This window comes from Pseudomonas sp. PSPC3-2, from assembly GCF_049897085.1.
Classification (GTDB): Bacteria; Pseudomonadota; Gammaproteobacteria; order Pseudomonadales; family Pseudomonadaceae; genus Aquipseudomonas; species Aquipseudomonas paraveronii.
Genome location: NZ_JAFCVO010000011.1, coordinates 139,896 through 166,756, shown reverse-complemented (window position 1 = coordinate 166,756; position 26,861 = coordinate 139,896). Strand labels below are relative to the sequence as shown.

The following is a 26,861-nucleotide window of genomic DNA, read 5'->3' as shown; positions in this document are numbered from 1 at the left end:
CTGCCTGAATCGTCGATACCCGGCATCGCCCACGCGCAGCCACGCAAACGCCCCCACGGACGGTTCAACAACCGTGGGGGCACGTGGGTCACCAGTTTATCGGTACTGGTTTCGTTGTTGGCGCTGCTGCCGATTGCGTTTGTGATCGGCGTGTCCTGGCAAATCGGCTGGGCACAGATCGAAGCGTTGGTGTGGCGCCCGCGCGTCGGTGAGTTGCTGGTCAACACCGTGTTGCTGGTCCTGTTCACCCTGCCGTTGTGCGTGGCGCTGGGCATTGCACTGGCGTGGTTGACCGAGCGCAGCAATCTGCCGGGGCGCCGCGCTTGGTCGTTGTTGGCGGTCGCGCCGCTGGCGGTGCCGGCGTTTGTGCACAGTTACGCGTGGGTCAGCCTGGTGCCGTCGATCCACGGCTTGCCGGCCGGAGTGCTGGTGTCGGTGATTGCCTATTTCCCCTTTCTGTACCTGCCGGTGGCGGCGACTCTGCGCCGGCTTGATCCTGCGATTGAAGACGTGGCCGAATCCCTGGGTCTCAAGCCCTGGGCGGTGTTCTGGCGGGTGGTGTTACCCCAGTTGCGCCTGGCGATCTGCGGCGGCGCGCTGCTGGTCGGCCTGCATCTGCTGGCCGAATACGGCCTGTACGCGATGATCCGCTTCGACACCTTCACCACGGCGATTTTCGATCAGTTCAAATCCACCTTTAATGGCCCGGCGGCGAATATGCTGGCGGCTGTGTTAGCCCTGTGTTGCCTGGCGATGCTCACCGCTGAGGCCTCGGCACGTGGGCATGCACGCTATGCGCGGGTCGGTTCCGGCAGCGCCCGCGAGCAGCGCATCGTCAGGCTGAGCCCCATCACCACCCTGCTCGCCCTCGGTTTGCAAGCCGTGACCTGTGCGTTGGCCCTGGGTGTGCCGCTGTTCACCCTGGGCAAATGGTTGATCGCCGGTGGCCGCGAGGTCTGGCAGTTCAGCGAATTGCTGCCGGCGCTGGAGCAAACCGTCCTGCTGGGCGTTGCCGGTGCCGTGCTGACCACCTGCGCGGCGGTGCCGATCGCCTGGCTGTCGATTCGCGCACCGGGGCGCCTGCAGCGCATCCTGGAAAGCTGCAACTACATCACCAGCTCATTGCCCGGCATTGTCGTGGCACTGGCGCTGGTCACGGTGACCATCCACTTTGCCCGGCCGATCTACCAGACCACGATCACCGTGCTGCTCGCCTACCTGCTGATGTTCCTGCCACGGGCGCTGGTCAGCCTGCGGGCGGGTATCGCCCAGGCCCCGGTGGAGCTGGAAAACATGGCGCGCAGCCTTGGCCGCTCGCCGGGCCGGGCACTGTGGCTGATCACCATGCGCCTGGCGGCGCCCGCCGCGGCGGCGGGAGCGGCGCTGGTGTTCCTCGCGATCACCAACGAACTGACCGCCACCCTGTTGCTCGCGCCGAACGGCACGCGCACCCTGGCCACCGGGTTCTGGGCGATGACCAGCGAAATCGACTACGCCGCAGCGGCGCCTTACGCGTTGATCATGATTCTGCTCTCACTGCCGTTGACCGGCCTCCTCTACCACCAATCCAAACGCACGGCCGGCCGATGAACGCCCTCGAACTCACTGCACTCTGCAAAACCTTCGGCACCCAACCGGCCTTGGCCGACGTCAGTCTGGCGGTGCCCAACGGCAGCCGCATGGTGATCGTCGGGCCTTCTGGCTCCGGCAAGACCACCTTGCTGCGGATGATTGCCGGCTTCGAATTTCCCGACAGCGGCAGCCTGACCCTGAACGGCCAGGTGCTGGTTGACGCCACCCACGCCGTGCCGGCGCACCAACGCCAGATCGGCTATGTGCCGCAGGACGGCGCGCTGTTCCCGCACATGACCGTGGCCGACAACATCGGCTTCGGGCTGGCGGCCAAACATGCCTCGCGACACGCACGCATCGCCGAACTGATGGACAGCGTGGCCCTCGACGCCAACATGGCCCGACGCTGGCCCCACGAGCTGTCCGGCGGCCAGCAGCAACGGGTAGCGCTGGCGCGGGCGTTGGCGCAACAGCCCCGGTTGATGCTGCTGGATGAGCCGTTTTCCGCGCTGGACACCGGCCTGCGCTCGGCCATGCGCAAGATGGTGGCGCGGTTGCTGAGCGACGCGGGCATCACCACGATCCTGGTCACCCACGATCAAAGCGAGGCGCTGTCGTTCGCCGACCAGTTGGCGGTGATGCGCCAGGGGCGCCTGGTGCAATCGGGCCGTCCAATGGACCTGTACCAGTACCCCGTCGATGAGCAGACCGCGTTGTTTCTCGGTGAAGCCGTGGTATTGCCCGCCAGGATCGAGGCCGGTTGGGCCCACTGTGCACTGGGTCGCGTGCCGGTCGACAGCCAAGCCAACCAAGGTACGACACGGATCATGTTGCGCCCGGAGCAACTGCTGCTGAGTACCACCGACGGTTCCGGCTGCCGTGGCGTGGTCACCGAACGCGAATTCGGCGGCAATACCTGCACCCTGACCGTGGCGTTGCAAACGGATGAAGGCTTGCCCGGCCAAGCCATCCTGGTGCGCAGCTCAGGCCTGCAAGCCCCAAACATCGGCAGCGTGGTACACCTCACCACGATGGGCACGGCCCATGTGCTGAAAAAACCAGCGGCGCTCAACCCCAGCTAAGTTTCGGCGCCTACCGTGGGCGAAACCGGCGCAGATTACCTCGCCACCGGCTGCTCCAAACCCGCCGATAAGCCCAAGGACAGCGCCGGCTCAGCGACCAGCCAACACCCGACAACCCCTCGGGCGAGTGGTTGTCGGGGGAGTGCTTACTTCGACACCGGCATCGCAAACTCCGCGCCCTGCTCGATGCTCTCCGACCAGCGCTGCATGATCGACTTCTGCTTGGTGTAGAAGCGCACCCCCTCAGTGCCGTAGGCATGCATGTCGCCGAACAGGCTTTTCTTCCAGCCACCAAAGCCGTGCCAGGCCATCGGCACCGGGATCGGTACGTTGATGCCGACCATGCCCACTTCGATACGCCGCGCGAATTCGCGGGCGATGTTGCCATCGCGGGTGAAGCAACTGACGCCGTTGCCGAACTCGTGGTCGTTGACCAGCTTTACGGCCTCGGCAAAGTCATTTACCCGGACACAGGCCAGCACCGGGCCGAAGATTTCTTCGCGGTAGATGCTCATCTCTTGAGTCACATGGTCGAACAAGGTCGCGCCGAGCCAGAAGCCGTTTTCCAGGCCCGGTTCGGTCGGCACGTAATCGCGCCCGTCGAGCAGCAACTGCGCGCCGGCCTGGACGCCTTGTTCGATGTAGCCGCTGATACGTTCCAGCGCGGCGCGCGAGACGATCGGGCCCATTTCGGCCTTGAGGTCGCGGCCGTCGGTGATGCGCAATGTCTTGGCCCGCTCGGTCAGGGCGGCGATGACTTTGTCACCGACATCGCCCACCAGCACCGCCACCGAGATCGCCATGCAGCGTTCGCCGGCACTGCCGTAGGCCGCGCCCATCAGCGCGTCGACGGTGCGTTCGATGTCTGCGTCGGGCATCACCACCATGTGGTTTTTCGCGCCGCCCAGGCCTTGGACGCGCTTGCCGTGGCGTGCGCCGGTTTCGTAGATGTATTGGGCAATCGGCGTCGAGCCGACAAAACTCACGGCCTTGACGTCCGGGTGTTCGATCAGCGCGTCCACCGCTTCCTTGTCGCCCTGCACCACGTTGAACACGCCTTTGGGCAGGCCGGCTTCACGCAGCAACTCGGCCATGAACAGCGCGGCGCTCGGGTCGGTCGGGCTGGGCTTGAGGATGAAGGTGTTGCCCGCCGCGATGGCGATCGGGTACATCCACATCGGCACCATCACCGGGAAGTTGAACGGCGTGACGCCGGCGACCACGCCCAGGGGCTGGCGCATGGTCCAGTTGTCCATGCCACGCGAGACCTGGTCGGAATGTTCGCCCTTGAGCAGGTTGGGAATGCCACACGCGAATTCGAGGATGTCGATGCCACGGTCGACTTCGCCCTGGGCATCGGTAAAGACCTTGCCGTGTTCGGCGACGATGATGCGCGCCAGGTCGTCCTTGCGTTCGCGCAGCAGGTGCAGGTATTGGAACAAGACGCGGGCGCGGCGGATCGGCGGGGTGTCGGCCCAGTCGGCAAAGGCGGCTTGCGCGGCGGCGACGGCTTCGCCGACGGTCTGGCGGCTGGCCAGGGCGACGCGCGCGGTCACGGCGCCGGTGGCCGGGTTGTATACGTCCTGATAGCGATCATCGCGGCTCACGCGTTGGTCGTTGATGTAGTGCTCGAGGGTTGTGGTCATGGCAGTCGATCCCTGGTGGGTAGCGTTGGGACACACGATAGGCTTTCGGTTTGTTCCAAACCAGAGCAGAATCCAGAACTGATTGTCCTCACAAGCGAACAATAAACCCCATGGAAAAGTCTGAGATCGAAGGGCTGTGGACCCACATCCACTGGCTCTCGGTGCTGGAAGAACACGGCACCTACACCGCCGCCGCCGCGCGCCTGGGGGTGAGCAAGTCGGCGGTCAGCCAGCGCATCAGCGACCTGGAAAAAGCCACCGGCACGCGCCTGGTCACCCGCACCACCCGTAGCGTGCGCCTGACCGACGCCGGGCAGTCACTGACGCGGGACGTGCGCAGCGCCTACGCACAGATCGCCCGCAGCTTTTCCTCGGTACGCGACGCCGCCGGGGAAATCCGCGGCCTGGTGCGCCTGACCGCACCGGTCGCGTTCGCCCGGCAGCAACTGGTGCCGCACCTGTCGGAATTCCTGCAGCTGTACCCGCAGGTACGTATCCAGCTGGAGGTGTCGGATGCCTTGAGTTCGCTGGCTGCCGAAGGCTACGACCTGGCGGTGCGCCACGGTTTTCAGGTGCCGGAAACCCACGTGGCGTGGAAGCTGTGCAACACCACCTCGGTGCTGGTCGCCACCCGCGACTACCTGCAACGCCACGGCGAACCGCGCACGCCTGGCGACCTCGGCGCGCATAACTGCCTCTACTATCCGCGCGGCACCGATCAGCCCGCCTGGACCTTCGAGCGCGGCAGCAAAAAGCTCGAGCGGGTCACCGTGCCGATCGCCGGGAGCTTTTCCACCAACAACAGCGAAGCCTTGCGCGACTCGGCGCTCAATCACCTGGGCATCGCCCTGCTCCCGGACTTCAGCGCCCACGCGGCGCTGGCCGGCGGCACGCTGGTGCAGGTGCTCAAGGGCTGGACGCTCAAGGGCGCGTTTGCCGATGAGATTTACTTGATTCGGCCCTACTCGCCCCATGTGCCCAAATCCGTGAGTGCGTTGGTGGGCTATTTGAAGGAAAAACTCTCCGGCGGATTTCGTTTCGAGGGTTAACCGCGTACATCACGCGGCCTCATCGCGCAGAGGCTGCCGGCTGGTTCGTTTGGATGGGCGGCAGATAGGCGGAGCGCTCGATGACATCCGTGCGTACCGCCGAAGGTTGCCCCGCCGGGTTACGGGCAAAGCTGCACAGGGTGACCGGGAGCTGCGATACCGGGTAGCTCGCACCGCCATTGGCCAGGCGATAGCGGACGTCGTCGTTGTCACGGCAGGCGGCTTCAGCCGAAGTGTCCACATAGAAGTAATGATGGGTGAAAGCGGTTTGCGGGTCGTCCCAGTAAACGCTGTAGTTCAGGCCGATGCGCGGCACGGGCGCTGGGTCGGTCAAGAAAACCGAGTGGGTGAACGCATTGTGCAGCAAGGCCGGCGTCAACGCCTCGGCGAGGGTTTGGACGCCGATGATGCACAGCACATAAGCGCCCAGCGCTGGGCCGATGGCTTGGTTGATGTAACCCTCGGCTGACGCGGTAGCACTTTGATAACCACTGGGCACCCTGCACTCATTGACGTTGCGCACGGCCTTGAAGCGATAGAACGGGTCCTGGATCGAGAACCTGATGTTCCACGTGGGCGGCACACTCTGCCCAAGTTCGCCCAGTTGCATATGGACATAGGGGTTCAGCGTCCAGGGTTCCTCAAGGAGGATATCGACGGCGTTGAGCTGGCAATCAGGCGTATTGTTCAAGAATTGGCCCTCGACAAAACAGCGGTGCAGGTCGTTGGCCGGATAGCTGTAGTTGAACTTGGCCGCGTCACACGCCGAGACGTTCTGGCAGTTGTTGAGGATGTCCTTTTTGATGACTGCAGCGACTTTGCTGACAATGCCAGTGACTTCGTTGCTATGCCGGTCCAGCATCGGGCTGCCGGAACTGCCGTATTGCAGGTCGTTGCAGCGGTTTTTCAGCGCCCCGGGAAACACCCCGGGATGCTCGACAAAGCTGTTGGTCGGCGTTTCCTTGCAGGCGCTCATGCGCAAACCCTTCTGCCGAAAGCCACTCGGGGCACCGACATTGACGACCTCACGCTCCCCCGTACTTTGATGGGTGGCGAGCTTGAGCGGCATGATGCCGTCGGTGATCAGGTGGGCGAGTGACGTATCCAGTTCGAGCACCGCCAGATCAGTGCCGACCATACTGGTCCAATGCGCCGTTTTAATGCGAAACCTGCGCTGTTGCGCCAGCGTATCGTGGAAATAGTTGAACGTGATGCTCGCCTCTATGGCTTGGTTGATATGGGCCGTGCCGAAGCTGAAGTACACGCAATGCCCACTGGTCAAAACATACGCCGGGCCGACGGCCTTGCCCTGGCGGTTGCGGGTATCCAGCAGCACCGCGGTGCAGGTTTGGCCGATCGCGTTTTTCAACAAACCGATACCGGACCACAACGCGTAACGCTGGTCGCGGTTCTGCAGCGCGATAGAGGCGCTGCCCTCGCTCAGGCCTTGGGCCAGGTCTCGGGCTTGGGTGTGGCCGACAAGGCACGGCAACAGCAGTAACAAAAGCGGAAAGATGCAGCGGGTCAGCATGATCGAGTGTCCGTATGGCAACAGGGGTGGTGCCGAACGTACTGGAGGATTGGCGAAGGGGTGACCTATATAGATAGGGGGAGACCGTGGCGGATGCCGACGTGCTCCTCGTCGGCTCGCCCGCCATGGGCCAGGCCAGCGCGGCATGGGTGCGCGATTACCAGGCTGGCTTCCCCAAAAATTTCGCACGAATGGCTTGCCTTCGCCTCATAGAGTGGTAACGCTTAGCCATTTTGGGCAACGGTCAAAGGGCAAACGCATGCACAGAGTCACCACGAGCCGTTTTTTCACCGGGCTGTTCGCCCTGCTGATGCTGTGCGCTACGTTGCCCGCCCTCGCGCAGGCTGCGCCCTCCCCAACCAGCGACCCGCGCAGTGTGCCGCTGCTGGCTGAAGACGCCAGTGTGCAAGACCTCAACGAGCAACTCGACCTGATCCGCCAGAAAGTCTCGGGCAGCGCCAATGACGACCTGCTCTCGACCTTGCGCCAGGCCGCCTTGCAGGTGCAAAAAAAGGCCGACACCCTGGCCGCCAAACAAGCCATCGATCTTGAACACCTGGATGACCAGCTCAACGTGCTCGGCCCGCTACAGGCCGATGCGCCCCCGAGCCTCACCCAGCAACGCACCGCACTGACCCGGCAGAAGAACGCCCTGCTCGCCGAGCAGCGCCAGGCCAGCACCCTGAGCCAATCAGCCAGCGACCTCGCCGCGCAGACCTTCAGCCTGCGCCGCAGCCTCTTCGACTCACAGATCAGCACCCGCTCGGCGAGCCCGATCAGCGTGGTGTTCTGGTCCAACATCATCCGCCCGACCGACGACGACCTCAGCCGTTTACGCAACCTGTACGTCGATGTACGCAGCGTGACGGACACCGCCGTGGCGCCGGGAAACCGCTGGTTTTTCGTGAGCATGCTGTTAAGTGCGCTGCTGGTCTGGGTGGCGGGAAGACGGGTGTTGGAGCACGCGCTGGTGCGGCTGACAGTGCGTTGGCTGCCCGAAGGCCGCCTGCGGCGCAGCGCGCTGGCGCTGGCGGTGGGGTTGGCCAGCGTGCTGACCATCAGCGTGGCTGCCTCACTGCTGCGCTGGGGCCTGACACGCGACACCGTGCCCAGCGCCGACATGCTCACGTTGCTCGACCAATTGCAGACCCTGGTGGTGTTCTGTGCCTTCATTGTCGGCCTCGGCCGCGCCCTGTTGATGCGCGCACATCCGTCCTGGCGCCTGCCCCAGATCCCCGACCAAATCGCCGTCGCCTTGGGCCCGTTCCCTGTGCTGTTGGGGCTGGCCCTAATGGTGATCGGCACCCAGGAACGCATCAACAGCGTCATCGACAGTAGCCTGGCACTGACTGTGGCGGTAAACGGCCTGACCGCGCTGACCGTCGCGCTGGTGTTCTTCTTTGCCCTGCTGCGTTACCACCGCACCCGCCGCCGATACACGCTTGAACGCATGAGCGGCGTCGCCGGGCTGATTCCGTTTGTCGTCGGGGCCTGGATCGGGATCAGCCTGCTGGCGCTATTGGGTGGCTACCTGACCCTGGCTTACTTCCTTACCGTCAAACTGCTGTGGATGAGCGTGGTTGCGGCGACGGCTTACCTGCTGATCGCCTGCTTCGGCGACTTCTGCGAGACCCTGCTCTCGCCGAAACAACCTGGCGGCCTGGCGCTCGGCTCAGCCCTGGGGCTGTCCGAGCGCCACCAGGCACAGGCCAGCACGCTACTGGCGGGCGTGGGCCGCACCCTGTTGATGTTCACTGCGGTCCTGTTGGCGTTCCTGCCCTCCGGCTCCAGCCCGGGCGAGCTGCTGGCGGGCCTGACGCAACTCGACCTGGGCAGCAAGCCGCTGGGCAACCTGACCATCGCCCCCGGCGATATTCTGCTGGCCCTTGCCCTGCTCGTGATCGGCCTGTTCGGCGTGCGCGTGCTCAAAGACTGGCTCGGCGAACGGCTGCTGCCGGAAACCAATATGGACGCCGGCATGCGCGCCTCGCTCGTGACCCTGGTGGGTTACATCGGCTTCGTGCTGGTCGCCGTGGTGGTGATGTCCACGCTGAATATCAGCCTGACCAACTTGACCTGGGTGGTCAGCGCCCTGTCGGTGGGGATCGGTTTCGGCCTGCAGGCAATCGTGCAGAACTTCATCTCGGGCCTGATCCTGCTCACCGAGCGCCCGGTCAAGGTCGGGGATTGGGTCAGCCTCGCGGGTGTCGAAGGCGATATCCGCCGCATCAACGTGCGCGCCACGGAAATCCAGATGTCCGATCGTTCAACGGTGATCGTGCCCAACTCGCAGTTCATCACCCAGAACGTGCGCAACGTGACCATGGGCAATGCGCTGGGCGTCGTCGGCATTACGCTGACCCTGCCGCTGGAAACGGACGTGCTGCAGATCCGCGAGCTGCTGTTGAGCGCGTTCACGGAACACGAAGACGTGCTGGACACGCCGGCGCCTTCGGTGACGTTCAAGGACCTGACCGTCAACGGACTGGTCATCGCCGTCAGCGGTTACGTCAACAGCCCGCGCTCGGTGGGGACAGCCCGCAGCGACCTGCTGTTCACCGTCCTGGGGCGCCTGCGCGAGCTCGGCGTGGCGCTGTCTTCGCCGCAGAGTATGGTGCTGATCAATGAGGCGGCGGAAAAAGCGCCGCCGGCAGATTAGAGTCCCCCAAAGCCAAGCGCCAACACTACGCCAGTCGATTACACCTGGAAGCTATGGTGAGTGACCACCCAGTGATTCACCTGGGCTGGGCGGATCGTTCAAATGTGTCCGTCGGATAGGCCTTCTGGACCCACAAAAAACCGGCCTCGGGCCGGGTTAACCATCCCGCCAAGACGCAGACAATGGATCCACAAACACAGAAGTGATCGATAATCGCCCAAATAAATCTCGATAAAACTACACCACATGTTGACTCAAAGTGATGCACTTCATTTAATGGATCCATTAAATAAGAATAATCACTCGCCCGGAGAGTTGCCATGTACCCCAAGAACACCTGGTATGTCGCCTGCACCCCCGATGAAATCGCGCAAAAGCCGCTGGGTCGACAGATCTGCGGTGAAAAAATGGTGTTTTATCGCGGGCTCGAAGGCGCCGTCGTGGCTGTCGAGGACTTCTGTCCGCATCGCGGCGCGCCGCTTTCGTTGGGCTATGTCGAAAACGGCAAGCTGGTCTGCGGCTACCACGGCCTGGTCATGGGTGGCGACGGCAAGACCGTCGAAATGCCCGGGCAGCGGGTGCGCGGTTTTCCCTGCAACAAGACCTTCGCCGCAGTGGAACGCTACGGTTTCATCTGGGTGTGGCCCGGCGATCAGGCGCTGGCCGACCCCGCGCTGATCCACCACTTGGAATGGGCCGAGAGTGACCAGTGGGCCTATGGCGGCGGCCTGTTTGACATCCAGTGCGACTACCGCCTGATGATCGACAACCTGATGGACCTGACCCACGAAACCTACGTCCACGCCTCCAGCATCGGCCAGAAGGAAATCGACGAAGCGCCCCCCGTGACCACAGTCGAAGGCGATGAAGTCGTCACCGCCCGCCACATGGAAAACATCATGGCCCCGCCGTTCTGGCGCATGGCCCTGCGTGGCAATAACCTCGCCGATGACGTGCCGGTGGACCGCTGGCAGATCTGCCGCTTCACCCCGCCCAGCCACGTACTGATCGAAGTCGGCGTGGCCCACGCTGGCAAGGGCGGCTACCACGCCGCGCCCGAGCACAAGGCCGCGAGTATCGTGGTGGACTTCATCACCCCGCAAACCGAGACGTCGATCTGGTACTTCTGGGGCATGGCGCGCAGCTTCAATCCTCATGACCCGGCACTGACCGCGAGCATTCGCGAAGGCCAGGGCAAGATTTTCAGCGAAGACCTGGAGATGCTTGAACGCCAGCAACAAAACCTGCTGGCCCACCCGACGCGCAATCTGCTCAAGCTCAATATCGATGCCGGCGGCGTGCAGTCACGCAAGATCCTCGAGCGGCTGATCGCCAAGGAACGCGCCCTCGCAGCGCAACTGATCGCCACCACCAGCGCCTGAACAGCGCGATAACTCTACGAGGACTGAACATGATCGATGTGGTGGTGGTATCGCGAAACAACGAAGCCCAGGACATTTGCAGCTTTGAATTGGCCAGCGTCGATGGCCAAGCGCTGCCGGCCTTCAGCGCCGGCGCACATATCGACGTGCATCTGCCGGACGGGCTGATCCGCCAATACTCCCTGTGCAATCACCCTGAAGAACAGCATCGCTACCTGATCGGCGTGCTCAAGGACCCAGCCTCTCGTGGCGGCTCCCGCTGCCTGCACGAACACATACAGCCGGGCGCCCGCCTGCAGATCAGCGCACCGCGCAACCTGTTCCCGCTGGCACACGACGCCCGACGCAGCCTGCTGTTCGCCGGCGGCATCGGCATCACCCCGATCCTGTGCATGGCCGAACGCCTGGCCCATATCGGCGCCGACTTCGAACTGCATTATTGTGCCCGCGCCAGTGAACGCGCAGCCTTTGTGCAACGCCTCAAGGACGCATCGTTCGCCGAGCGCGTGTTCCTGCATTTCGACGAGCAGCCCCCTACGGCAATGAACACCGCCCAGGTGCTGGCGGCGCCCGACGCCAACGTCCACCTGTATGTCTGCGGCCCCGGCGGTTTCATGCAGCATGTGCTCGACAGCGCTCGGGCCCAGGGCTGGCAGGAGGCATGCCTGCATCGCGAATACTTCGCGGCGGCGCCAGTGGATAGCCGCCTCGACGGGGGGTTTTCGGTGAAGCTCGCCAGCAGCGGCCAGGTCTTCGACATACCGGCCGACCGGAGCGTGGTCCAGGTCCTGGAAAGCCACGGTATCGAGATTGCCGTGTCGTGCGAACAAGGAATTTGCGGAACCTGCCTGACCCGCGTGCTGGAAGGCATCCCGGAGCATCGCGACCTGTTCCTCACCGAGCAGGAGCAAACGCAGAACGACCAGTTCACCCCCTGCTGCTCCCGCGCAAAAACCCCGCTGCTGGTGCTCGATCTCTGAAAGGCGTCACGCCGTGGGCAAAATGACCTTCATCCGCGCGTTGGCGGTCGCGGAACCGAAGATCTCGGCATAACGCAAGGTCGCGTTGGCGTGCTCGCGCATGATCGCTTCGGCCCGCGCGCCCTGGCGATTGACCAGGGCATCGAAGACCGAGTGATGTTGCATGTGGGCATAGTTGAAACGCCGGTATTCGCGGACCATGTCCTCGCGATCCACCGCCAGCGCGGTGACCGACGCGAACGGCAGGTGATCATTGCGTGCCAGCGCGTCGGCGATCGCCGGGTTGTGGCTGCCTTCAACGATGACGTGGTGAAAGCGCATGTTCAGGTCGTGATAGACCTCAAGGTCGTCCTCGGTCACGTAGCCCTTGTCGAACAGTTGATCGCCTTCCACCAGGCAGCGCTCAAGCGTCGCACGCGCCGCGTCGGACAAACCGCGCTCGGCGGTTTGACGCGCAGCCAGGCCCTCAAGCACGCCACGCACTTCGACGGCGCCGGCAATGTCGTCCGGGCTGACCGAACGCACCTGATACCCGCGCCCGCCAAACGGCACCAGCAGCCCTTCCTGCTCGAGGGTACGGAACGCCATGCGCACGGGCATGCGTGACACACCGAACAACTGCGCCGTAGGAATCTCCATCAGCCGCTCGCCCGCCGCCAACTCGCCGCTGGCGATCATCTTGCGCAGTGCAACCAGCACCAATTGACCGGGTTTACTCATCCAGGCAACTTCCAGAAAACGTGGGCCGTCATAGTACCGTAAGCCTCGCTCCCCTCGGCAACCATCGCGGGTAATCTATCCATTCGCAGAACAAGCCACTATAGTCAACAACAGTCTTTTTGCCGGTGGTGGTCACTTATGAACGCTATACCTGCCCAGGAAGTCGCCGACCATTGCCTGCAGGCTTTCACTCAGCTTGTTCATGTCAGTCAGGCCGCGTTTTACTGCGTCGATCGACAACTGCAAGCTCGTGATTTTCGATTGCACGGCATGAGCGGCGAGATGCATCGCGACTATTTAGACAACTACCAGCAGTTCGATCCGCTGCAACCGAGTAACTGCGCATCCAGCGGGTTGAACGTGGTGCCACTGGGCTTTGCCATGGCCAGGCAGCCTCAAAGGGACAATCACCGTTATCAGGATTTCCTGTTGCGCTACGGGGTTGTCGATGTCGTCGAAATCCTCGCCCATCGCGCCGGCCAGCCTCAAGCGGCGATCTCTCTGTTACGCACCGCCGAACAAGGCGCCTTCACCCCTGATCAGCTAAGCCAGCTCAACGCCTTGCAGTCCCTGCTGCAACTGGCCGTCGCGAACATACAACCCGATGAAGACCCGCTGATCGACCTGACGCCCAGAGAGCGGCAGATCGCCTTATTGTTGCGCCAGGGCGCGAGCAACAAACAGCTGGCACAGGAACTGAACGTCGGCTTGCCGACCATCAAGACCCACCTGATCAACCTATTCCGCAAGACCCACGCAAGTAGCCGCACCGAGTTGGTGGGGATACTGTTTCTCTAGCTCAACCATCCGGTTGATAGGCGAGACCTTCTGCGAACTGCATGCTCCAGCGTGTTAATTCACGTAACCGGAGTATTGCAATGACAACTTCTTCTGACTGGATTACCGTCGGCGCACTGGCCGACGGTTTCGCCCCTGAAGCCTTCATCCTGCCTAATCTGGCCGACCTGAGCGACAAAGCCTTCACCCTGAACTTCGCCGATGGCAGGCAGATCGAACATCGTTTCAACACCGAAACGCTGTCATGGTCTGCAGCCGATGGTCATTCCAGCGGCACGGCGCCCTACCGGGCCACGTCGATCCGCCCTGGTTTGTACCTGGTGGATTTCATCAAGCATCAGAACGGCTTGAGCTGGTCCATCAGCCTGGTCCTGGACACTCACAGCGCTTCGTTCACCGCAGTCATCGGCCGTATGCCGACTCAAGTAAACAACGCTGAAGGCCTCTACAGCCGAGCCCTGGCCGGCAAACCCCTGACATCCGTTGAGGTGGACTTCGTCCACGGCAGCCTCGACCGACCCTGGCTGGCAGGCCAGTGCCCGCACGTTCACACCAACGAGCTGACCGGCCTGCGCAACCTGTATCGCTACAGCCCCAGCGAGGTCTACGAGCACATCTACCTCAACGATCAGTTCTATGCCTGGCAATGCCTTGAAGGTGTTGAAAAAGGCTTGTGTGATACCGATCGCTGCCATTACTACAAAATCGCCGATCAACTCTACCTGTTCGTCTGGCGCGAAAAGATCATCCCGACCCTCGGCCTGGTACTGATCGATATGCAACAACACCGCAGTGACGGCAAGATTTTCGGTTACGCCTCAGCGTCCTTCGATGAGTTGTCGAACTTCCCGGTCAGCTCTTACTGCCAGGTACTTAACCGCACGGAGTATCCTGATGCGTGAACCTCGTACCGTCGTTATCACCGGCGCCGGCACCGGCATCGGGGCCGCCTGCGCCCGACTGTACGCCACCGAAGGGGCCAACCTGGTGCTGATCGGCCGTCGTCGCGAACCGTTGGAGCAGGTAGCTGAAGAAACCGGTGGCTGGGTGCTCGTGGGCGATGCCGCCTGCCCAGCGACCTGGGAAGCGTTTGTCGCGCAGATCAGCCAGCGCTATGGTCGGCTTGATGTGTTGCTGGCCTGTGCCGGCGGCCACGGCTTGGGCAGCGCCACGCAAACCAGCCCACAGACGTGGGAAGCGGCTCTGCGCAGCAACCTTGACAGCGCCTTTTATAGCGCACGAGCCTGCCTGCCGCTGCTGCTGGAGAGCGCAGGCAACATCGTACTGATTGGTTCAATCGCCTCCCTGGCTGCCGGGCCCGAGGTCTGCGGCTACACCACCGCCAAGCATGCACTGCTCGGTCTTAATCGCTCGCTGGCCCGGGATTACGGCCCTCGCGGCGTGCGGGTAAATGCGGTATGCCCGGGCTGGGTGCGCACGCCGATGGCCGATCAGGAGATGGAACCCCTGATGGAATTTTATGGCGAGACGCTGCAGCAAGCCTATGACCGGGTCTGCGCCGACGTGCCGCTACGCCGGCCGGCCAGCGCCGAGGAAATTGCCAGGGTCTGTCGCTTCCTGGCGTCCAGTGAGGCATCGATTATCACCGGCGCGACACTGGTGGCCGACGGCGGTTCGACCATCGTCGATGTGCCGACCCTGGCTTATGCCCACATGGAGCCTTCTCATGATTAAAGATCTGGATTTCAGCGGCCGCACCATACTGGTAACCGGCGGCGCTCAGGGTATTGGTCGCGCCATTGTCGAAGCCTTCGCCTTGCGCGGCGCTCGTGTGGTAATCGCCGATCTGCAATTGCCCGCGGCCCAGGAACTGGCCAACGAGCTGTCAGGTCGCGCTTGCCAGGTTGAAGCGGTGAGTGTCGATCTGGCGGAATCTACGGCCGTGTTCAACCTGGTTCAAACGTTGGAAGAACGTATGGGGCGGCTGGATATTTTGGTGCATAACGCCGGATATTTTCCGCTGACGCCATTCGCCGAGATTACACCCGCAATTCTTGAACGCACCCTGGCGGTCAACCTCTCGGCGTTGTTCTGGCTGACCCAGGCAGCGTTACCCATGTTCCGCCGTCAGGGTCGCGGCTGCGTGCTGGTGACCTCGTCGGTCACCGGCCCGCGTGTGGCCTATCCGGGGCTTAGTCACTACGCCGCATCAAAGGCCGGGGTCAACGGATTCATCCGCAACGCGGCGCTGGAGCTGGCGGGGGTGAATGTGCGGGTCAACGGCGTGGAGCCCGGAATGATCGCAACGCCTGCCATGGGGAATTTGGGGGATGATCAGCTGAACGACACAATCACCAGCCGGGTCCCCTTGGGCCGACTGGGCAAGCCAGCCGATATCGCTGGGGCCATGTTGTTTCTGGCGTCAGACCTGGCGACTTACATTACCGGGCAGACGCTGGTGGTCGACGGTGGATCCACCTTGCCGGAAGTTTGAAACCAGGCGACTGAGCGTGGAGAAGGGGCTGCACAAGCCCCTTCTCCCCTTCCGTCACTATGAGTGTTTGTGCTCGTGCAGCATCGTCTGAATCTGCTGCGTAGCCTGACGGGTATTCTCCGCCAGCTTGCGCACCTCATCGGCCACCACCGAAAACCCGCGCCCGGCATCACCCGCCCGAGCCGCTTCAATGGCCGCGTTCAACGCCAATAGATTGGTCTGGTCGGCAATGCCTTTGATCACGCCCACCACCGTTGCAATCTGGCTATAGGTCGCCTCATTTTGCTCAAGCATTTGCTGGTGGGTCGCCTTGGCCGAACGCTCATCACTGATGTCCCGTACCGCGCCGATCACACGGGTCAAACGTCCCGACTCATCACGCACTGCACGCCCTCGTTCACGACACCAGATGTAGTCGCGAGTTTTGTGGCGCATCCGGTATTCGAAGACGTACTCGGCGCTACCGTGAGAGCTGAGGATTTCCCGGTCGAAGATCGCCATGATTTTCGGCAAATCCTGCGGATGCGTGATACCGACCTGCGCATCCCAGCCATCGGGTAACTCATGGGGCGCATAGCCCATCAGCAGGCGAAACTGATTGGAAAAGCGCATGCAACTCGCCGGGTGCTGAATATCACCGTTGACCACGCAGATGTCCCAGCAGCCTTCAGTTAGCGTCGATTGCAACAACTCCCAGATTTGCGCCTCATGTTGATGTTGCAGGGTCCGTTGAATGTGCTGGCTCAACTCGACCTGAAGATTTTTTTCGCGATGCCGAGCCTGCTCGAGCTCCTCACGAAGCGTTTCCAACGCTTGCCCGCTGAGCTCCAGCCGGACGGCCTGATCCGTCGCCAACTCCGCAGCCAACAGTTGCTGCTGCGCGAACCGGGCCCTTTCACACGTGAACTGTTCCAGTTGCAAGGCCTCATCAAGTGCCTGCTGCTGTTTATGCGTTTTGAAGAACATCAGCCTGTCCTTTGTTGATCGAGTCGATCCACTGAATCTGATCGCAAACCAAGCATGATTGCTTGCACCAGGTTGCGGCCCTGCTTGTTCCAGCCTGCCATAAGGAAAACGGCGCCCTCAGGCGCCGTAAACAATCGATAGTTATCAGCAATGACTGATCACAGTCGTGCAGACGACCGCTGACAAGCATTGAATGGCGGCACCTGACCACGCCAGGGTTGAGCACGCTCAAGCTGTGCGGCGAGTGCCAATAACGTACTTTCCTCGCCAAAGCGCCCCGCAAAATGCGCGCCCATCGGCAGTCCACCGGCGCTCCAATACAACGGCACCGACATCGCCGGCTGACCACTGGCGTTGAACAGCGCAGTGAACGGCGAGTAACTGTGGAAACGTTCGATCAGTTCTTCAAGGCTGATGCTGTCGTCTTGCAAATCAAGTTCGCCAATGAGTACCGGCTCACGTGTCAGGGTCGGCGTCAGGATCACATCGTAGTTCCGCATGAACACCGCCAACTGCCGGCCCAAGGCATGAATCCACTCCACCGCGCCTGCATATTGCGCGCCGCTGACGTCGCCCTTGCTACGCAAGATAATCCGCGTCCGGGCTTCCAATTCTTCAGGCTGCACGGCAAACCCGCGCATCTGGCCCAATACATCGACATAGTGACGAGTACTCGCACCAATGATGGTAAAGACCTGATCCAGAAACTCCGGCAACGCCACCGGCAAGCTGACCGGTTCAACACGGTGGCCGAGGGACTGGCACAATCTGGCGGCCCGGCGCACCGCTTCCAGGCTCTCAGTCGAGGTCGGCCAGGGCCCTAACTGCTCAACCAGCCCGATACGCAGTGGACGCGGATCACGCTGCACTGCCGCGAAGTACGGTAGCGTCTGCACCGGCGCAGCGTAAGGCGCACCCAGATCAATCCCCGCTGTCGCATCAAGCAACGCCGCGCTGTCACGCACCGATAAGGTGACAGCATGCGGTGTACCCATTCCGGCCCAGCCCTCTCCGACCATCGGCCCCGAAGGCAGCAGCCCGCGACTTGGCTTGAGCCCGAAGACCCCACAGCAGGAGGCTGGAACCCGCAATGATCCGCCGCCATCATTGCCATGGGCGAAAGGTACTACGCGTGCGGCAACCAGCGCGGCTGCCCCGCCGCTGGAACCACCCGCACTGTGCGCGAGGTTCCAGGGGTTGCGCGTGGCGCCAAAACGGTTTGATTCGGTGGAGTAAGAGGTACCGAACTCAGGGGAGGTGCTGGTCCCGACAATCAAGCAACCCGCACCTCGCAAACGGGTCACGATTTCAGATTCAAAATCTGCCCGAAAACCTCCCAGCGACTGCGAGCCATTGGTCATCGCAGCCCCATTGACTGGAGAGAAAAGGTCTTTGATCAGCGTCGGTACGCCGCTGAAAACACCCTCCAAGGACCTCGACTCGCGTGCCGCCTGACGCGCCGAGTCGTAAAGCCGTTCGGCCACCGCGTTAAGCTGCGGCTCAACCAGTTCAATACGATCAATGACCGCTTCAAGTAGCTCGCCGGGCTGCACTTCACCGCGCTTAACCCACTCGGCCAGACCTGTGGCGTCTTCACTGTCCAGCAAGTTCTGGATGTCTTGCATACCCATGCTCCTAGTACCTATAAATTACGAATGACTTGATCCGCCAACAGTGACAATGGTTTTACGTCGCGCCTGCGCGCCGGCCAGTGCCCAAAACAATGCTGAGGCAAAGCTGGCGACCGCCAACCACTGGATCGAATGACGCAGGTCACCCGCAAAAGCACTGATCAGTGCCACCACCAGCGGGCTGACAAATTGGCCAAAATACAGAAAGGCAGTGAACCCACCCAACCCGCGCCCGCGGGTTTTGGCAGTCAGGGCATTCATCACGGGGGCCATCGCATTGGGCACCAAAAGCCCGGCACCCAGACCGTGGATGAGCACTGCCACCAACACCTCGTTGTAGCTTTGCGCGCGCATCAGCAGCCATAGCCCGAGCCCCAGCATTGCCAGCAACAACGCATTGCAACCAGCGACACCGATACGTCGGCGCAACAGCGGCCACATCAACGACCCGCCCAACGTTGCCAGCAGGCTCAATCCTGCCGACAGCCCGATCAACGTGCTCGAGGTGACGCCCAGACTGACCAACAGAACAGGGGCCTGAATCGGTACGATAAAACTCAACACCATCCCGCTGAGGATCAGCATGTATCCGATGATCAATGGCACCACAGCGACCTTTCCTGTATCGGGCTCCTCGAACTGTTGTTTACCAGTCGCAGGTTCCCACAACACGTTCATCATCACCGGCACCAACAGCAGCGGCAGCAAGTAGAGCAAGAACGGGAGCCGCCAGGAGTGCTCGCCCAACGCCCCGCCGACGACAAAAAACAGCGAACCCACCAGGCCAATGGTCACCACTTGGCGATTGACATAGCGCAGCCGTTCCTCGCCCTGCCAATAGTCTGCAATCAACGTGGCGCAACAGGTCATCACCGCCGCTTCGGCGCAGCCAAACAGCAGGCGTACACCCACAATGGCCGACAAGTTATCCAGGACTGCCGGCACCGCACCCAGCAAGGCATACAGCAGGGTTGCGATCACAAGTAACGCCTTGCGTCCGACCCGATCGGCTAACCAGCCAGCCAAGGGGGCGCACAAAGCGATGGCCAATGCCGGTCCAGTGATCGCCAGCGGCACCAGTAAACCCGCCTGGGGGTTAAGGGGGCCAAACTCGGCGCCGAGCTTGGGCAGGATCGGCGCAACCATCACCGACCCCATGATGGTCAGGCTGCTGCCAAGCATCAGTACCAGCCCCTCACGTCGCCCAGTGGCTTGACGCGGCGAAGACAGGGGCGCGGGTGAAACAGCGTGTGATTGATTCATAGCACCTCCTCAAAAACTTTGAGAAACACGCAACGCCACGGTATAGCCCTGGGCACGGTTTTGCGCGTCGAACTCTTTGTAGGCGTGGAGCCAGACAGGTGGCAGCCCGGGCTTGAAGTAACTGACGGCAGGGCCCACAGCCAGCACACGCGCGCGATTTCCCGTTTCCAGGCCGGGTGCATTGTCATCAGTGAACTGGCGGTAGTAGTAGCCACCCAGCCCCACCGTCCATGGCCCTACGTGCTGGCCCACCGCAAATTCGTGCCGGTACTCAATACCGTTTTTGTAATCGGTGGCGTTGTTACGTGTATTGATGTCGGCTTCAAAGCTTGAAGACACTTCGAAGCCGCTGTCGCTGATATAGGTGGCGTTAACTATTGGCGAGAAGGTCCAGTGATTCAGGCCCGGGGACACCAAACGGTTCTTGTCGTAGTCACCGGTAGGCGCCTGAATTTGGAACTGCGTATTGATGAACAGGTTCGGCGACACGTTCCATTGCAGGATCAATGGCAGAAACTGCACATCGGCCAAACGGAACGGGTCGGCTTCCAGACTCAGCGGCCCTGCAGGCGTGGGCACTTTGATCGAAGCGTCCATTTTGAAGAACGGCACGATAACGCCAAACCCATACTTGGCGCCCAGGACAGTGTTATCCGTCATGCGCATATAGGCGACGCCGATGGACAGCACGTCCAAGGAAAAATGGTTATCGACTGAGCGCCCTTCACGGTCCTTCTGAACATTGGTCGAGTAGAACCCGGTTCGCAGACCAAGCGTGCCGAACGGCGTCGCCGGGGGCGACAATCCCGCACCAAAATCATAAACGCCGACGGCGGTGGTCGGAGAGCCGTTTTCAGTGCCATGAGCACTGGTGCACAAACCCACCAGCCCCAAAGTGATCAACGTAAATTGTCTGATGCTTGCGTTGTTTTTATGGTTCATCGAATGCCCTCCCACCCCATTGGTGTAGGAGTCATCCTAGTAAGCGAAACCTTTAACTTGTTATCCGATTTCAGCAGAGTTGAGTGCGGCGCAATGTCTGTGAAGGGTTTTCTCCGAACATAATTCGGTAGTCACTGGAAAACCGGCTCAAGTGCCAGAATCCCCAACGTGCGGCGACTTGCTGGACGCCATGAAGTTGAGTGCTCGTTCGCAGTTCACGACGCACCGCATTGAGGCGCAATGCACGCAGATAGGCCACCGGATTGATCCCCAGGGTTTCCTGGAAACAGTATTGAAGTTTACGGCGACTGGCGCCGATGTGATTACACAGGTCAAGGATCGACAACGGCTCGTCGACATGAGACAGCGCATACTCACGCGCCCGGTCGACCATCCGTTTGCGCGCCGTGGGGTTAAGTGGCGGCGCGTGATCCGGTGCAACCAGCTCAAGCACATGCAGCATGACTACATCACGAATACCCCGGCGGATAGAGTCATAGCCGAGCAGCACATCATGCGCCTGATCACTGCTCGTAAGCTCCTCGAACAACATAGCAAGTTCTGTTCGAACAGTTGAGTTGCCCAAGCGGTAACACTTGGGAAGATCGGTAATTCGAAAGTGACTACCCTGGCGCTCAAGCACCTGCTCAAGCGTGCGCTCATCAATCGCCACGCCCAGCAAGTCCAGATGCTGCGGCGTGCTCAATTCAGGAAGATTGTCACCGTGGGCGACCAACATGCTGGGCTCGTGAATCGGATGCCCAGAGCAAAAAACCGGGCCATGAGCACTCAACGGTATGCTGAAGGTAATAGCGCCTTTCCAGGCCACGCCGCTTTTGGTCATGGCCTGATTAGAGCGGTCTCGCACCAGTTGCATCCAGTCTGCACGAAACTCAATCAGCTCACCCTCGAAGCGCCCGGGGGTCAGTTGATCGTAGCGAACTTGCCACCCCGCCATGTTCTGCGCGTGCTCATCAATGTCACTCGCGATAAAACGATGGATGGGTAATACAGGCATTGAGGGCGCCGAAATCAGCAAATTATTATTGTTCATGACCCAACCCTTACCAGTTCAGGAGCTTGCATCCCTACCCTATGCAAGCGCCATTCCGAACGGTCCTGTGAACCTTCACTTGTGCCAAAATGGGATAGTCCACGCTGCTCGGCTTAACGTGCACAGGGTATTTTGTATCGGGTATTACCGCTGATACGCTGACTGGCGGTGGAATGCGCCACCGGGAACGTGGCGCAGCTCCCTTCATACAAACGGTAGCGCTTCGCAGGCGTTCTCTATCGCCACCCGATACTGGGCTACCCGAGACGGCAGATAGTTGAAAAAGAACCCGGCGCTTTGCAGCTTGGCGGCGCGCAACGGATCGTCTTCGGGCAATGCCCTGGAAACCCGTGCGGCCCGCGCCCATGCCAGGGCCAGCAGGGCCACGCCACATAACTGGAGAAAGTCCGGCGCGGCCCGATAGGGGTACTCGCTGTCCTCCCGCGACCGTTCACGGATGGCCTCGACCACACTGGCCAGCGCGTCACACAGGGTGTCCAGCGCCTGGGCGAAACCTGCACACGCGGCGCATTGGCCGCCCTGCCCGGCCTCGTCGCGCAGCACTGCCAGCAGCAGGCCGAAGGCACGTCCCTCATCCCCCAGCACCTTGCGCAGCAGCAGGTCATTGGCCTGGATCTCGTTGCTGCCCTCATAGATCATCGCGATGCGACTGTCGCGCAGCGTTTGCTCGATGGCGAACTCGGCGACATAGCCGTAACCGCCGAAGACCTGCAACGCATTGCTCGCCTGACGAAACCCCTGTTCGGTGAAAAACGCCTTGATGATCGGCGTCAGCAACTGCGCCAATTGGCCGGCGCGCTCCCGCGCCTGCGGGTTGGGATCATGCTCGGCCTGATCGAGCAAATGCGCGGCCCAATAGCCGATGGCGCGCATCCCCTCGCTGGCTGTGCGCAACTCCAGCAACACGCGGCGCATGGCCGGGTGATAAAGGATGGGGTCAGCCGCTTGCGCAGGCACCCCTTGCGGCCTTGCTGGCGCGCGCATTTGCACGCGCTCGGCGGCGTATTGGCGGGCGTTCTGCCAAGCCGCCTCGACATGCCCCAGGCCTTGCAGGCCGACATGCAGGCGCGCCGAATTCATCATCACGAACATCGCCGCCAAGCCACGGTTGGCGTCGCCGATCAGCCAGCCTTGGGCGGCGTCGAACACCAGGGAGCACGTGGCGCTGCCCTTGATGCCCATCTTGTGTTCAATACCGTCGCAATGCACACCGTTGGCCTGGCCATCGTCCAGCAGCTTGGGCACCAGGAACAGTGAAATGCCACGACTGCCCGGCGGCGCATCGGGCAGGCGCGCCAGCACCAGGTGCAGGATATTGGCCGTGAGGTCGTGCTCGCCGCCGGAGATAAACAGTTTGTTGCCCTGCAGGCGATAACGGCCGTCGCCCTCGGGGGTCGCGCGACAGCGCAGCAGCCCGACATCGCTGCCGGCCTGGGGCTCGGTCAGGCACATGGTGGGTAAGGCATGCCCACTGACGATCTCGGGCAAGTAGCGCGCCTGCAACCAGGGCGCGGCATGGGTCTTGAGGCAGAGGTAGGCGCCGTGGGCGATCCCGGTGTACATGGCCCACGCATGATTGCTGGCGTAGAGCATCTCTTGCAGCGCCGCGTCGAGCAGTTGCGGCAACCCTTGGCCGCCCTGCTCTTCGGCGCACGCCAAGGCAGGCCAGCCACCGTCGACATAGGCGCGATAGGCCTCGGCGAAACCGTCTGGCGTGCTGACCTGGCCGGCGTTCCAGCGGCAGCCTTGACGATCGCCGCTGCCGTTCAGGGGCGCCAGCACCCGCTGACTGAAGCGTGCCGCTTCCTCCAACACCTGAACGACGAGTGACATGTCCAACGTCTCGAACGCCGAACATTGGCTCCACGCCTCGGGGGCTTGCAGCCAAAGTTCAAGCACAAATTGCATATCGCGCAGCGGCGCCTGATAGCTCCACATGGCAAACCTCATCGAATAAAAAGGAGTTACACCGTTGAACGCTCAACCGCGATAGGCCGGGTTCTCGATCAACAACGCCATGCCTTGCCCACCGCCGACACACGCAGCGGCAATCCCGTAGCGCAGGTTGTGCCGGCGTAATTGCCGGGCCAGCGTCATGACCAAGCGCAGGCCGGTGGCGGCCAGTGGATGCCCCACCGCCAGCGAACCGCCCTGGACGTTGAGCCGAGCGCTGTCGAGCTGCAGCTCCTGGGCCACTGCCAATACCTGGGCCGACTGCGCTTCGTTGATCTCGAAACGGCCGATCTCATCCAGGCTCAACCCGCTGCGCTGCAGCAGCAGACGGATCGCCGGTGCCGGGCCGATGCCCATGAACTCCGGCGCCACGCCGACCACCGCGCTGGCCAGCAGTTGGGCCAGGGCCGGACGCGTGCAGGCCGAAGCGCGCCCGACCAGAGCCGCCGCCGCGCCATCAACCACCGCGCAGCTGTTGCCGGCGGTTTGCACCCCATTGGCATGCACGGCGCGCAAGCGCGACAGCGCCGCCAGGTCGGTGGGCCGTGGGTGGCTGTCCTGGGTGACGGCAGCGGCCCGGCGCGCCAGGCTGATGCCTCGCGGCTGGTACCCCTCAAGCTCGAACACTTGGTTATCGACCGTCACGATCTCTTCAGCCCAAGCGCCGTCACGCTGCGCCTGCAATGCGCGTTGATGGCTCTCGCAGGCGTAACGGTCCACGGCCTCGCGGCTCAGGCCATAGCGGCGCGCCAGGTGGTCGGCGGTGGCGATCATGTCCAGTCCCGGGGCCGGGTCGTAAAGGGCTTCCCAGAGAAAATCCTTGAATTGCACCTCGCCACCCAGACGAAACCCATCCCGGTGGGTGTAGGCCGCAATCGGGTTGCGTGACATGGACTCACTGGCCACGCACAAGGCCAGTTGCACCTCGTCGCGCAGTTGCTCAGCGGCCTGGCGCAACAGCTCGAAGCCGGTGGCGCAGATGCGCTGCACCCCCAGCGCCGGAACCGATTGCGCGACGCCGCTGTACAAGCCGACATGTCGCGGCAGCAAATACGCATCGAAGCTGGCCTGGGCCATGGACCCAGCCAGTACGCTGTCCACCGCCAGCGGGTCGACACCGGCACGGGCCAGGACTTCACGGCCGACCTTGATCCCCAGGTCGATGGGCGACACCTGGGCCAGAGCTCCACCGAGGTCGACCCACGGCGTGCGTACCGCCGCGTAAATCGCCACGTCGGCAAACGCCGAATACTGCCCGACGCCGCTCAAGGCCTGGGCTCGGCGCGCAGGATCGCAACATCTTCACCGCGATACAGCGCCTCGACCTTGGCCGCACGCCATTGCAGTACCGCACGCTGGTTGATCGAGCCCTTGTCGGTAATTTCCCCACGATCGATAGACGCCGGCTCGTCGAGCAAGGCAATCCATTCCAAACGGCTGGCATTGCCGGTGGCGTCGCAATTGAGGCGCTGCAACCAGTCGCCGAACCACTGGCGCACCGGCGCGCTGGCGAGTACTTCGGCGTCGCTCGCGTCGGGGTTCAAGCCCGCCAGCCGGCGGCATTCGTAGAGCCTGGGGAAGACCAGGGCGCCCAGGCATTCGCGGTCCGGCGCGGTAATCACCAGGTCCTGCACATAGGGCGAGCCTTCCAGCACCGCACGATTGCGCAACGGACCGACGCTGACAAACACCCCGGAGGACAGTTTGAAATCCTCGGCAATGCGCCCGTCGAACATCAGCCCCAGTTGCGGCTGATTCGGATCGGCGAGTTTGATTGCGTCCCCCGAACAGTAAAACCCCTGCTCATCGAACACCTCGGCGGTTTGCTCGGGTGCCCGCCAGTACCCCGGCATGATGTGCGGCCCGCGAAAGCGCCCTTCGAACTTGCCGTCCACCGGCACCAGGCGCACCTCGCAGCCCGGCGCGGGCAAACCGATATACCCGGCCATGGACAGCGGCCCGGTGGTGAAGGTGCAGGACGGCGCGGCTTCGGTCATGCCCAGCCCGGCCATCATGCGGATGCGTTCTGCGCAGTGCTGCTCGGCCACGCGGTCGAGGCGGTCCCAGACACTTTGTGAAAGGCCGGCGGCGGCGAAGAAAAACAATTTCATCCGCGCAAAAAAGCACTCGCGCAACTCGGCGTCCTGCTCCAGGGCGCTGACCAATTCTTCCCAGCCCTTGGGCACCGTCAGATAGGCCGTGGGCGACACCTCCTTGAGGTTGCGCAGGGTCTCGGCAAACCCCTGGGCCGTGGGCTTGCCAGCGTCGAGGTAAAAGGTGCCACCGTTGTAGAGCACGATGCCGACGTTGTGGCTGCCACCGAAGGTGTGATTCCACGGCAACCAGTCCACCAACACCGGCGGCTCTTCACCGAACACCGGAAACGTCTGCAACAGCATTTGCTGGTTGGCGCAGAGCATGCGTTGCGTGGTAATCACCGCCTTGGGCAACTTGGTCGAGCCCGAGGTGAACAGAAACTTGGCGATGCTGTCGGGGCCGGTGGCATTGAACGCCTGATCGGCCGCACTGCCGCCTGGGGTTTGCAGCAGGCTCGCGAAGCTGACCTGGGCGCGTCCGGGCACGTGGCCACGCACGCTGATCAGCGGCGTCTCGGCCGGCAATACCGCGTCGATCGCACGCTGGTAGGCCGCTGCATCGCTGACGAACACCAGCCCTGGTTGCAGCAGGTCGCAGACATGCCGCAGCTTGGCGAAGTCCTGGGACAACAACGAATACGCCGGCGACACCGGGCAATAAGGGATACCGGCGTACATGGCGCCGAGGGCCACCTGTAAATGCTCGATGTCGTTGCCCGACAGCAACGCCAGCGGCTTGTCTGCCGACAGGCCGTAACTCAGCAGGCCCTGGGCAATCGCCCGCACACTCTCGAGCATCTGCGCGTAGCTGACGCGACGCCAGTCACCATCGGCCTGCCGCGCGGCAATAAAGGTCTGCTCGGGACGTACCCGAGCCCAATGCACCAGACGATCGAGCAAGCGCGCCGGCAACTCGGCCAATGGCTCCAGGGAACGCATATGCAACACGCCGTGTTCTTCAGTGACCTCCACCGGCGCATGGCCGATGGACACCGCGCGGTAGCGCGGCGCACGCGGCTCGGACTGGGGTTGCGGTCTGAATTCGGAACTCACAGGGTTCT

General features: G+C 62.3%; 21 protein-coding genes. 10 read left to right on the top strand and 11 right to left on the bottom strand.

Features of this window, described 5'->3' with window-relative positions; genetic code table 11:
- Entirely contained in the window at window positions 1-1,590 is a 1,590-nt protein-coding gene (locus tag ACP7CJ_RS19395; protein WP_426101211.1) for an ABC transporter permease, read from the top strand.
- Window positions 1,587-2,654: an ABC transporter ATP-binding protein gene (locus ACP7CJ_RS19390; protein WP_426101131.1), complete on the top strand. Its 1,068-nt coding sequence runs from the start codon at window positions 1,587-1,589 to the stop codon at window positions 2,652-2,654. Before ACP7CJ_RS19395 ends, ACP7CJ_RS19390 begins: the two co-directional genes overlap by 4 nt.
- Window positions 2,655-2,800: 146 nt before the next feature.
- On the opposite strand, the gene ACP7CJ_RS19385 is transcribed toward ACP7CJ_RS19390, so the two are convergent.
- Window positions 2,801-4,300, bottom strand: coding sequence for a CoA-acylating methylmalonate-semialdehyde dehydrogenase (locus ACP7CJ_RS19385; protein WP_426101129.1), 1,500 nt, complete (start codon window positions 4,298-4,300; stop codon window positions 2,801-2,803).
- Between the two features lie 110 nt (window positions 4,301-4,410).
- Here ACP7CJ_RS19385 and ACP7CJ_RS19380 point away from each other — a divergent pair, with 110 nt between their 5' ends.
- Window positions 4,411-5,349, top strand: a complete 939-nt coding sequence (locus ACP7CJ_RS19380) for a LysR family transcriptional regulator (protein WP_426101127.1) — start codon at window positions 4,411-4,413, stop codon at window positions 5,347-5,349.
- Window positions 5,350-5,368: 19 nt separating this feature from the next.
- On the opposite strand, the gene ACP7CJ_RS19375 is transcribed toward ACP7CJ_RS19380, so the two are convergent.
- Window positions 5,369-6,880: a trypsin-like serine peptidase gene (locus tag ACP7CJ_RS19375; RefSeq protein ID WP_426101125.1), complete on the bottom strand. Its 1,512-nt coding sequence runs from the start codon at window positions 6,878-6,880 to the stop codon at window positions 5,369-5,371.
- A 259-nt stretch (window positions 6,881-7,139) separates the two neighbouring features.
- On the opposite strand from ACP7CJ_RS19375, the gene ACP7CJ_RS19370 reads away from it, so the two are divergent.
- The 3 genes from ACP7CJ_RS19370 to ACP7CJ_RS19360 all read left to right on the top strand — a co-directional run bounded on the left by ACP7CJ_RS19370 (window position 7,140) and on the right by ACP7CJ_RS19360 (window position 11,901).
- Window positions 7,140-9,539 (top strand): DUF3772 domain-containing protein, encoded by a 2,400-nt coding sequence (locus ACP7CJ_RS19370; RefSeq protein WP_426101123.1) that lies wholly within the window; start codon window positions 7,140-7,142, stop codon window positions 9,537-9,539.
- Window positions 9,540-9,859: 320 nt separating this feature from the next.
- Entirely contained in the window at window positions 9,860-10,921 is a 1,062-nt protein-coding gene (locus ACP7CJ_RS19365; RefSeq protein ID WP_426101121.1) for a Rieske 2Fe-2S domain-containing protein, read from the top strand.
- Between the two features lie 29 nt (window positions 10,922-10,950).
- A complete protein-coding gene (locus ACP7CJ_RS19360) occupies window positions 10,951-11,901 on the top strand; it encodes a PDR/VanB family oxidoreductase (protein ID WP_426101119.1) in 951 nt (316 codons plus the stop codon).
- Between the two features lie 6 nt (window positions 11,902-11,907).
- On the opposite strand, the gene ACP7CJ_RS19355 is transcribed toward ACP7CJ_RS19360, so the two are convergent.
- Complete coding sequence (locus ACP7CJ_RS19355) at window positions 11,908-12,621, bottom strand: GntR family transcriptional regulator (RefSeq protein ID WP_247406362.1); 714 nt, start codon at window positions 12,619-12,621, stop codon at window positions 11,908-11,910.
- 138 nt (window positions 12,622-12,759) lie between these two features.
- Between ACP7CJ_RS19355 and ACP7CJ_RS19350 the strand changes: the two genes are divergently transcribed.
- The 4 genes from ACP7CJ_RS19350 to ACP7CJ_RS19335 all read left to right on the top strand — a co-directional run bounded on the left by ACP7CJ_RS19350 (window position 12,760) and on the right by ACP7CJ_RS19335 (window position 15,874).
- Window positions 12,760-13,419 (top strand): helix-turn-helix transcriptional regulator, encoded by a 660-nt coding sequence (locus tag ACP7CJ_RS19350; protein ID WP_276197442.1) that lies wholly within the window; start codon window positions 12,760-12,762, stop codon window positions 13,417-13,419.
- An 80-nt stretch (window positions 13,420-13,499) separates the two neighbouring features.
- The gene (locus tag ACP7CJ_RS19345) at window positions 13,500-14,321 is read left to right on the top strand and encodes a molybdenum cofactor biosynthesis F family protein (protein WP_426101117.1); all 822 of its coding nucleotides are present in this window, start codon (window positions 13,500-13,502) and stop codon (window positions 14,319-14,321) included.
- Window positions 14,314-15,114 carry an SDR family NAD(P)-dependent oxidoreductase gene (locus ACP7CJ_RS19340; RefSeq protein WP_276197440.1) on the top strand — a complete coding sequence of 267 codons (801 nt, stop codon included), beginning with the start codon at window positions 14,314-14,316 and terminating at the stop codon, window positions 15,112-15,114. The genes ACP7CJ_RS19345 and ACP7CJ_RS19340 overlap by 8 nt, the downstream gene beginning before the upstream one ends.
- On the top strand, window positions 15,107-15,874 hold the full coding sequence (locus ACP7CJ_RS19335; protein ID WP_276197439.1) for an SDR family oxidoreductase: 768 nt from the start codon (window positions 15,107-15,109) through the stop codon (window positions 15,872-15,874). Before ACP7CJ_RS19340 ends, ACP7CJ_RS19335 begins: the two co-directional genes overlap by 8 nt.
- Before the next feature lie 57 nt (window positions 15,875-15,931).
- Here ACP7CJ_RS19335 and ACP7CJ_RS19330 read toward each other — a convergent pair whose 3' ends face one another.
- The 8 genes from ACP7CJ_RS19330 to ACP7CJ_RS19295 all read right to left on the bottom strand — a co-directional run bounded on the left by ACP7CJ_RS19330 (window position 15,932) and on the right by ACP7CJ_RS19295 (window position 26,853).
- On the bottom strand, window positions 15,932-16,840 hold the full coding sequence (locus ACP7CJ_RS19330) for a methyl-accepting chemotaxis protein (protein ID WP_426101115.1): 909 nt from the start codon (window positions 16,838-16,840) through the stop codon (window positions 15,932-15,934).
- Window positions 16,841-16,998: 158 nt separating this feature from the next.
- A complete protein-coding gene (locus ACP7CJ_RS19325; RefSeq protein ID WP_426101113.1) occupies window positions 16,999-18,471 on the bottom strand; it encodes an amidase in 1,473 nt (490 codons plus the stop codon).
- Between the two features lie 18 nt (window positions 18,472-18,489).
- A complete protein-coding gene (locus ACP7CJ_RS19320) occupies window positions 18,490-19,734 on the bottom strand; it encodes an MFS transporter (protein ID WP_276197436.1) in 1,245 nt (414 codons plus the stop codon).
- Between the two features lie 9 nt (window positions 19,735-19,743).
- Complete coding sequence (locus ACP7CJ_RS19315; protein WP_426101111.1) at window positions 19,744-20,676, bottom strand: SphA family protein; 933 nt, start codon at window positions 20,674-20,676, stop codon at window positions 19,744-19,746.
- 70 nt (window positions 20,677-20,746) lie between these two features.
- The gene (locus tag ACP7CJ_RS19310; protein ID WP_276197434.1) at window positions 20,747-21,730 is read right to left on the bottom strand and encodes a helix-turn-helix domain-containing protein; all 984 of its coding nucleotides are present in this window, start codon (window positions 21,728-21,730) and stop codon (window positions 20,747-20,749) included.
- Between the two features lie 204 nt (window positions 21,731-21,934).
- Entirely contained in the window at window positions 21,935-23,689 is a 1,755-nt protein-coding gene (locus tag ACP7CJ_RS19305) for an acyl-CoA dehydrogenase family protein (protein WP_426101109.1), read from the bottom strand.
- 42 nt (window positions 23,690-23,731) lie between these two features.
- Window positions 23,732-24,973 carry a thiolase family protein gene (locus ACP7CJ_RS19300; protein WP_426101107.1) on the bottom strand — a complete coding sequence of 414 codons (1,242 nt, stop codon included), beginning with the start codon at window positions 24,971-24,973 and terminating at the stop codon, window positions 23,732-23,734.
- On the bottom strand, window positions 24,970-26,853 hold the full coding sequence (locus ACP7CJ_RS19295) for a feruloyl-CoA synthase (RefSeq protein ID WP_426101105.1): 1,884 nt from the start codon (window positions 26,851-26,853) through the stop codon (window positions 24,970-24,972). Before ACP7CJ_RS19295 ends, ACP7CJ_RS19300 begins: the two co-directional genes overlap by 4 nt.
- Window positions 26,854-26,861: the final 8 nt, after the last annotated feature.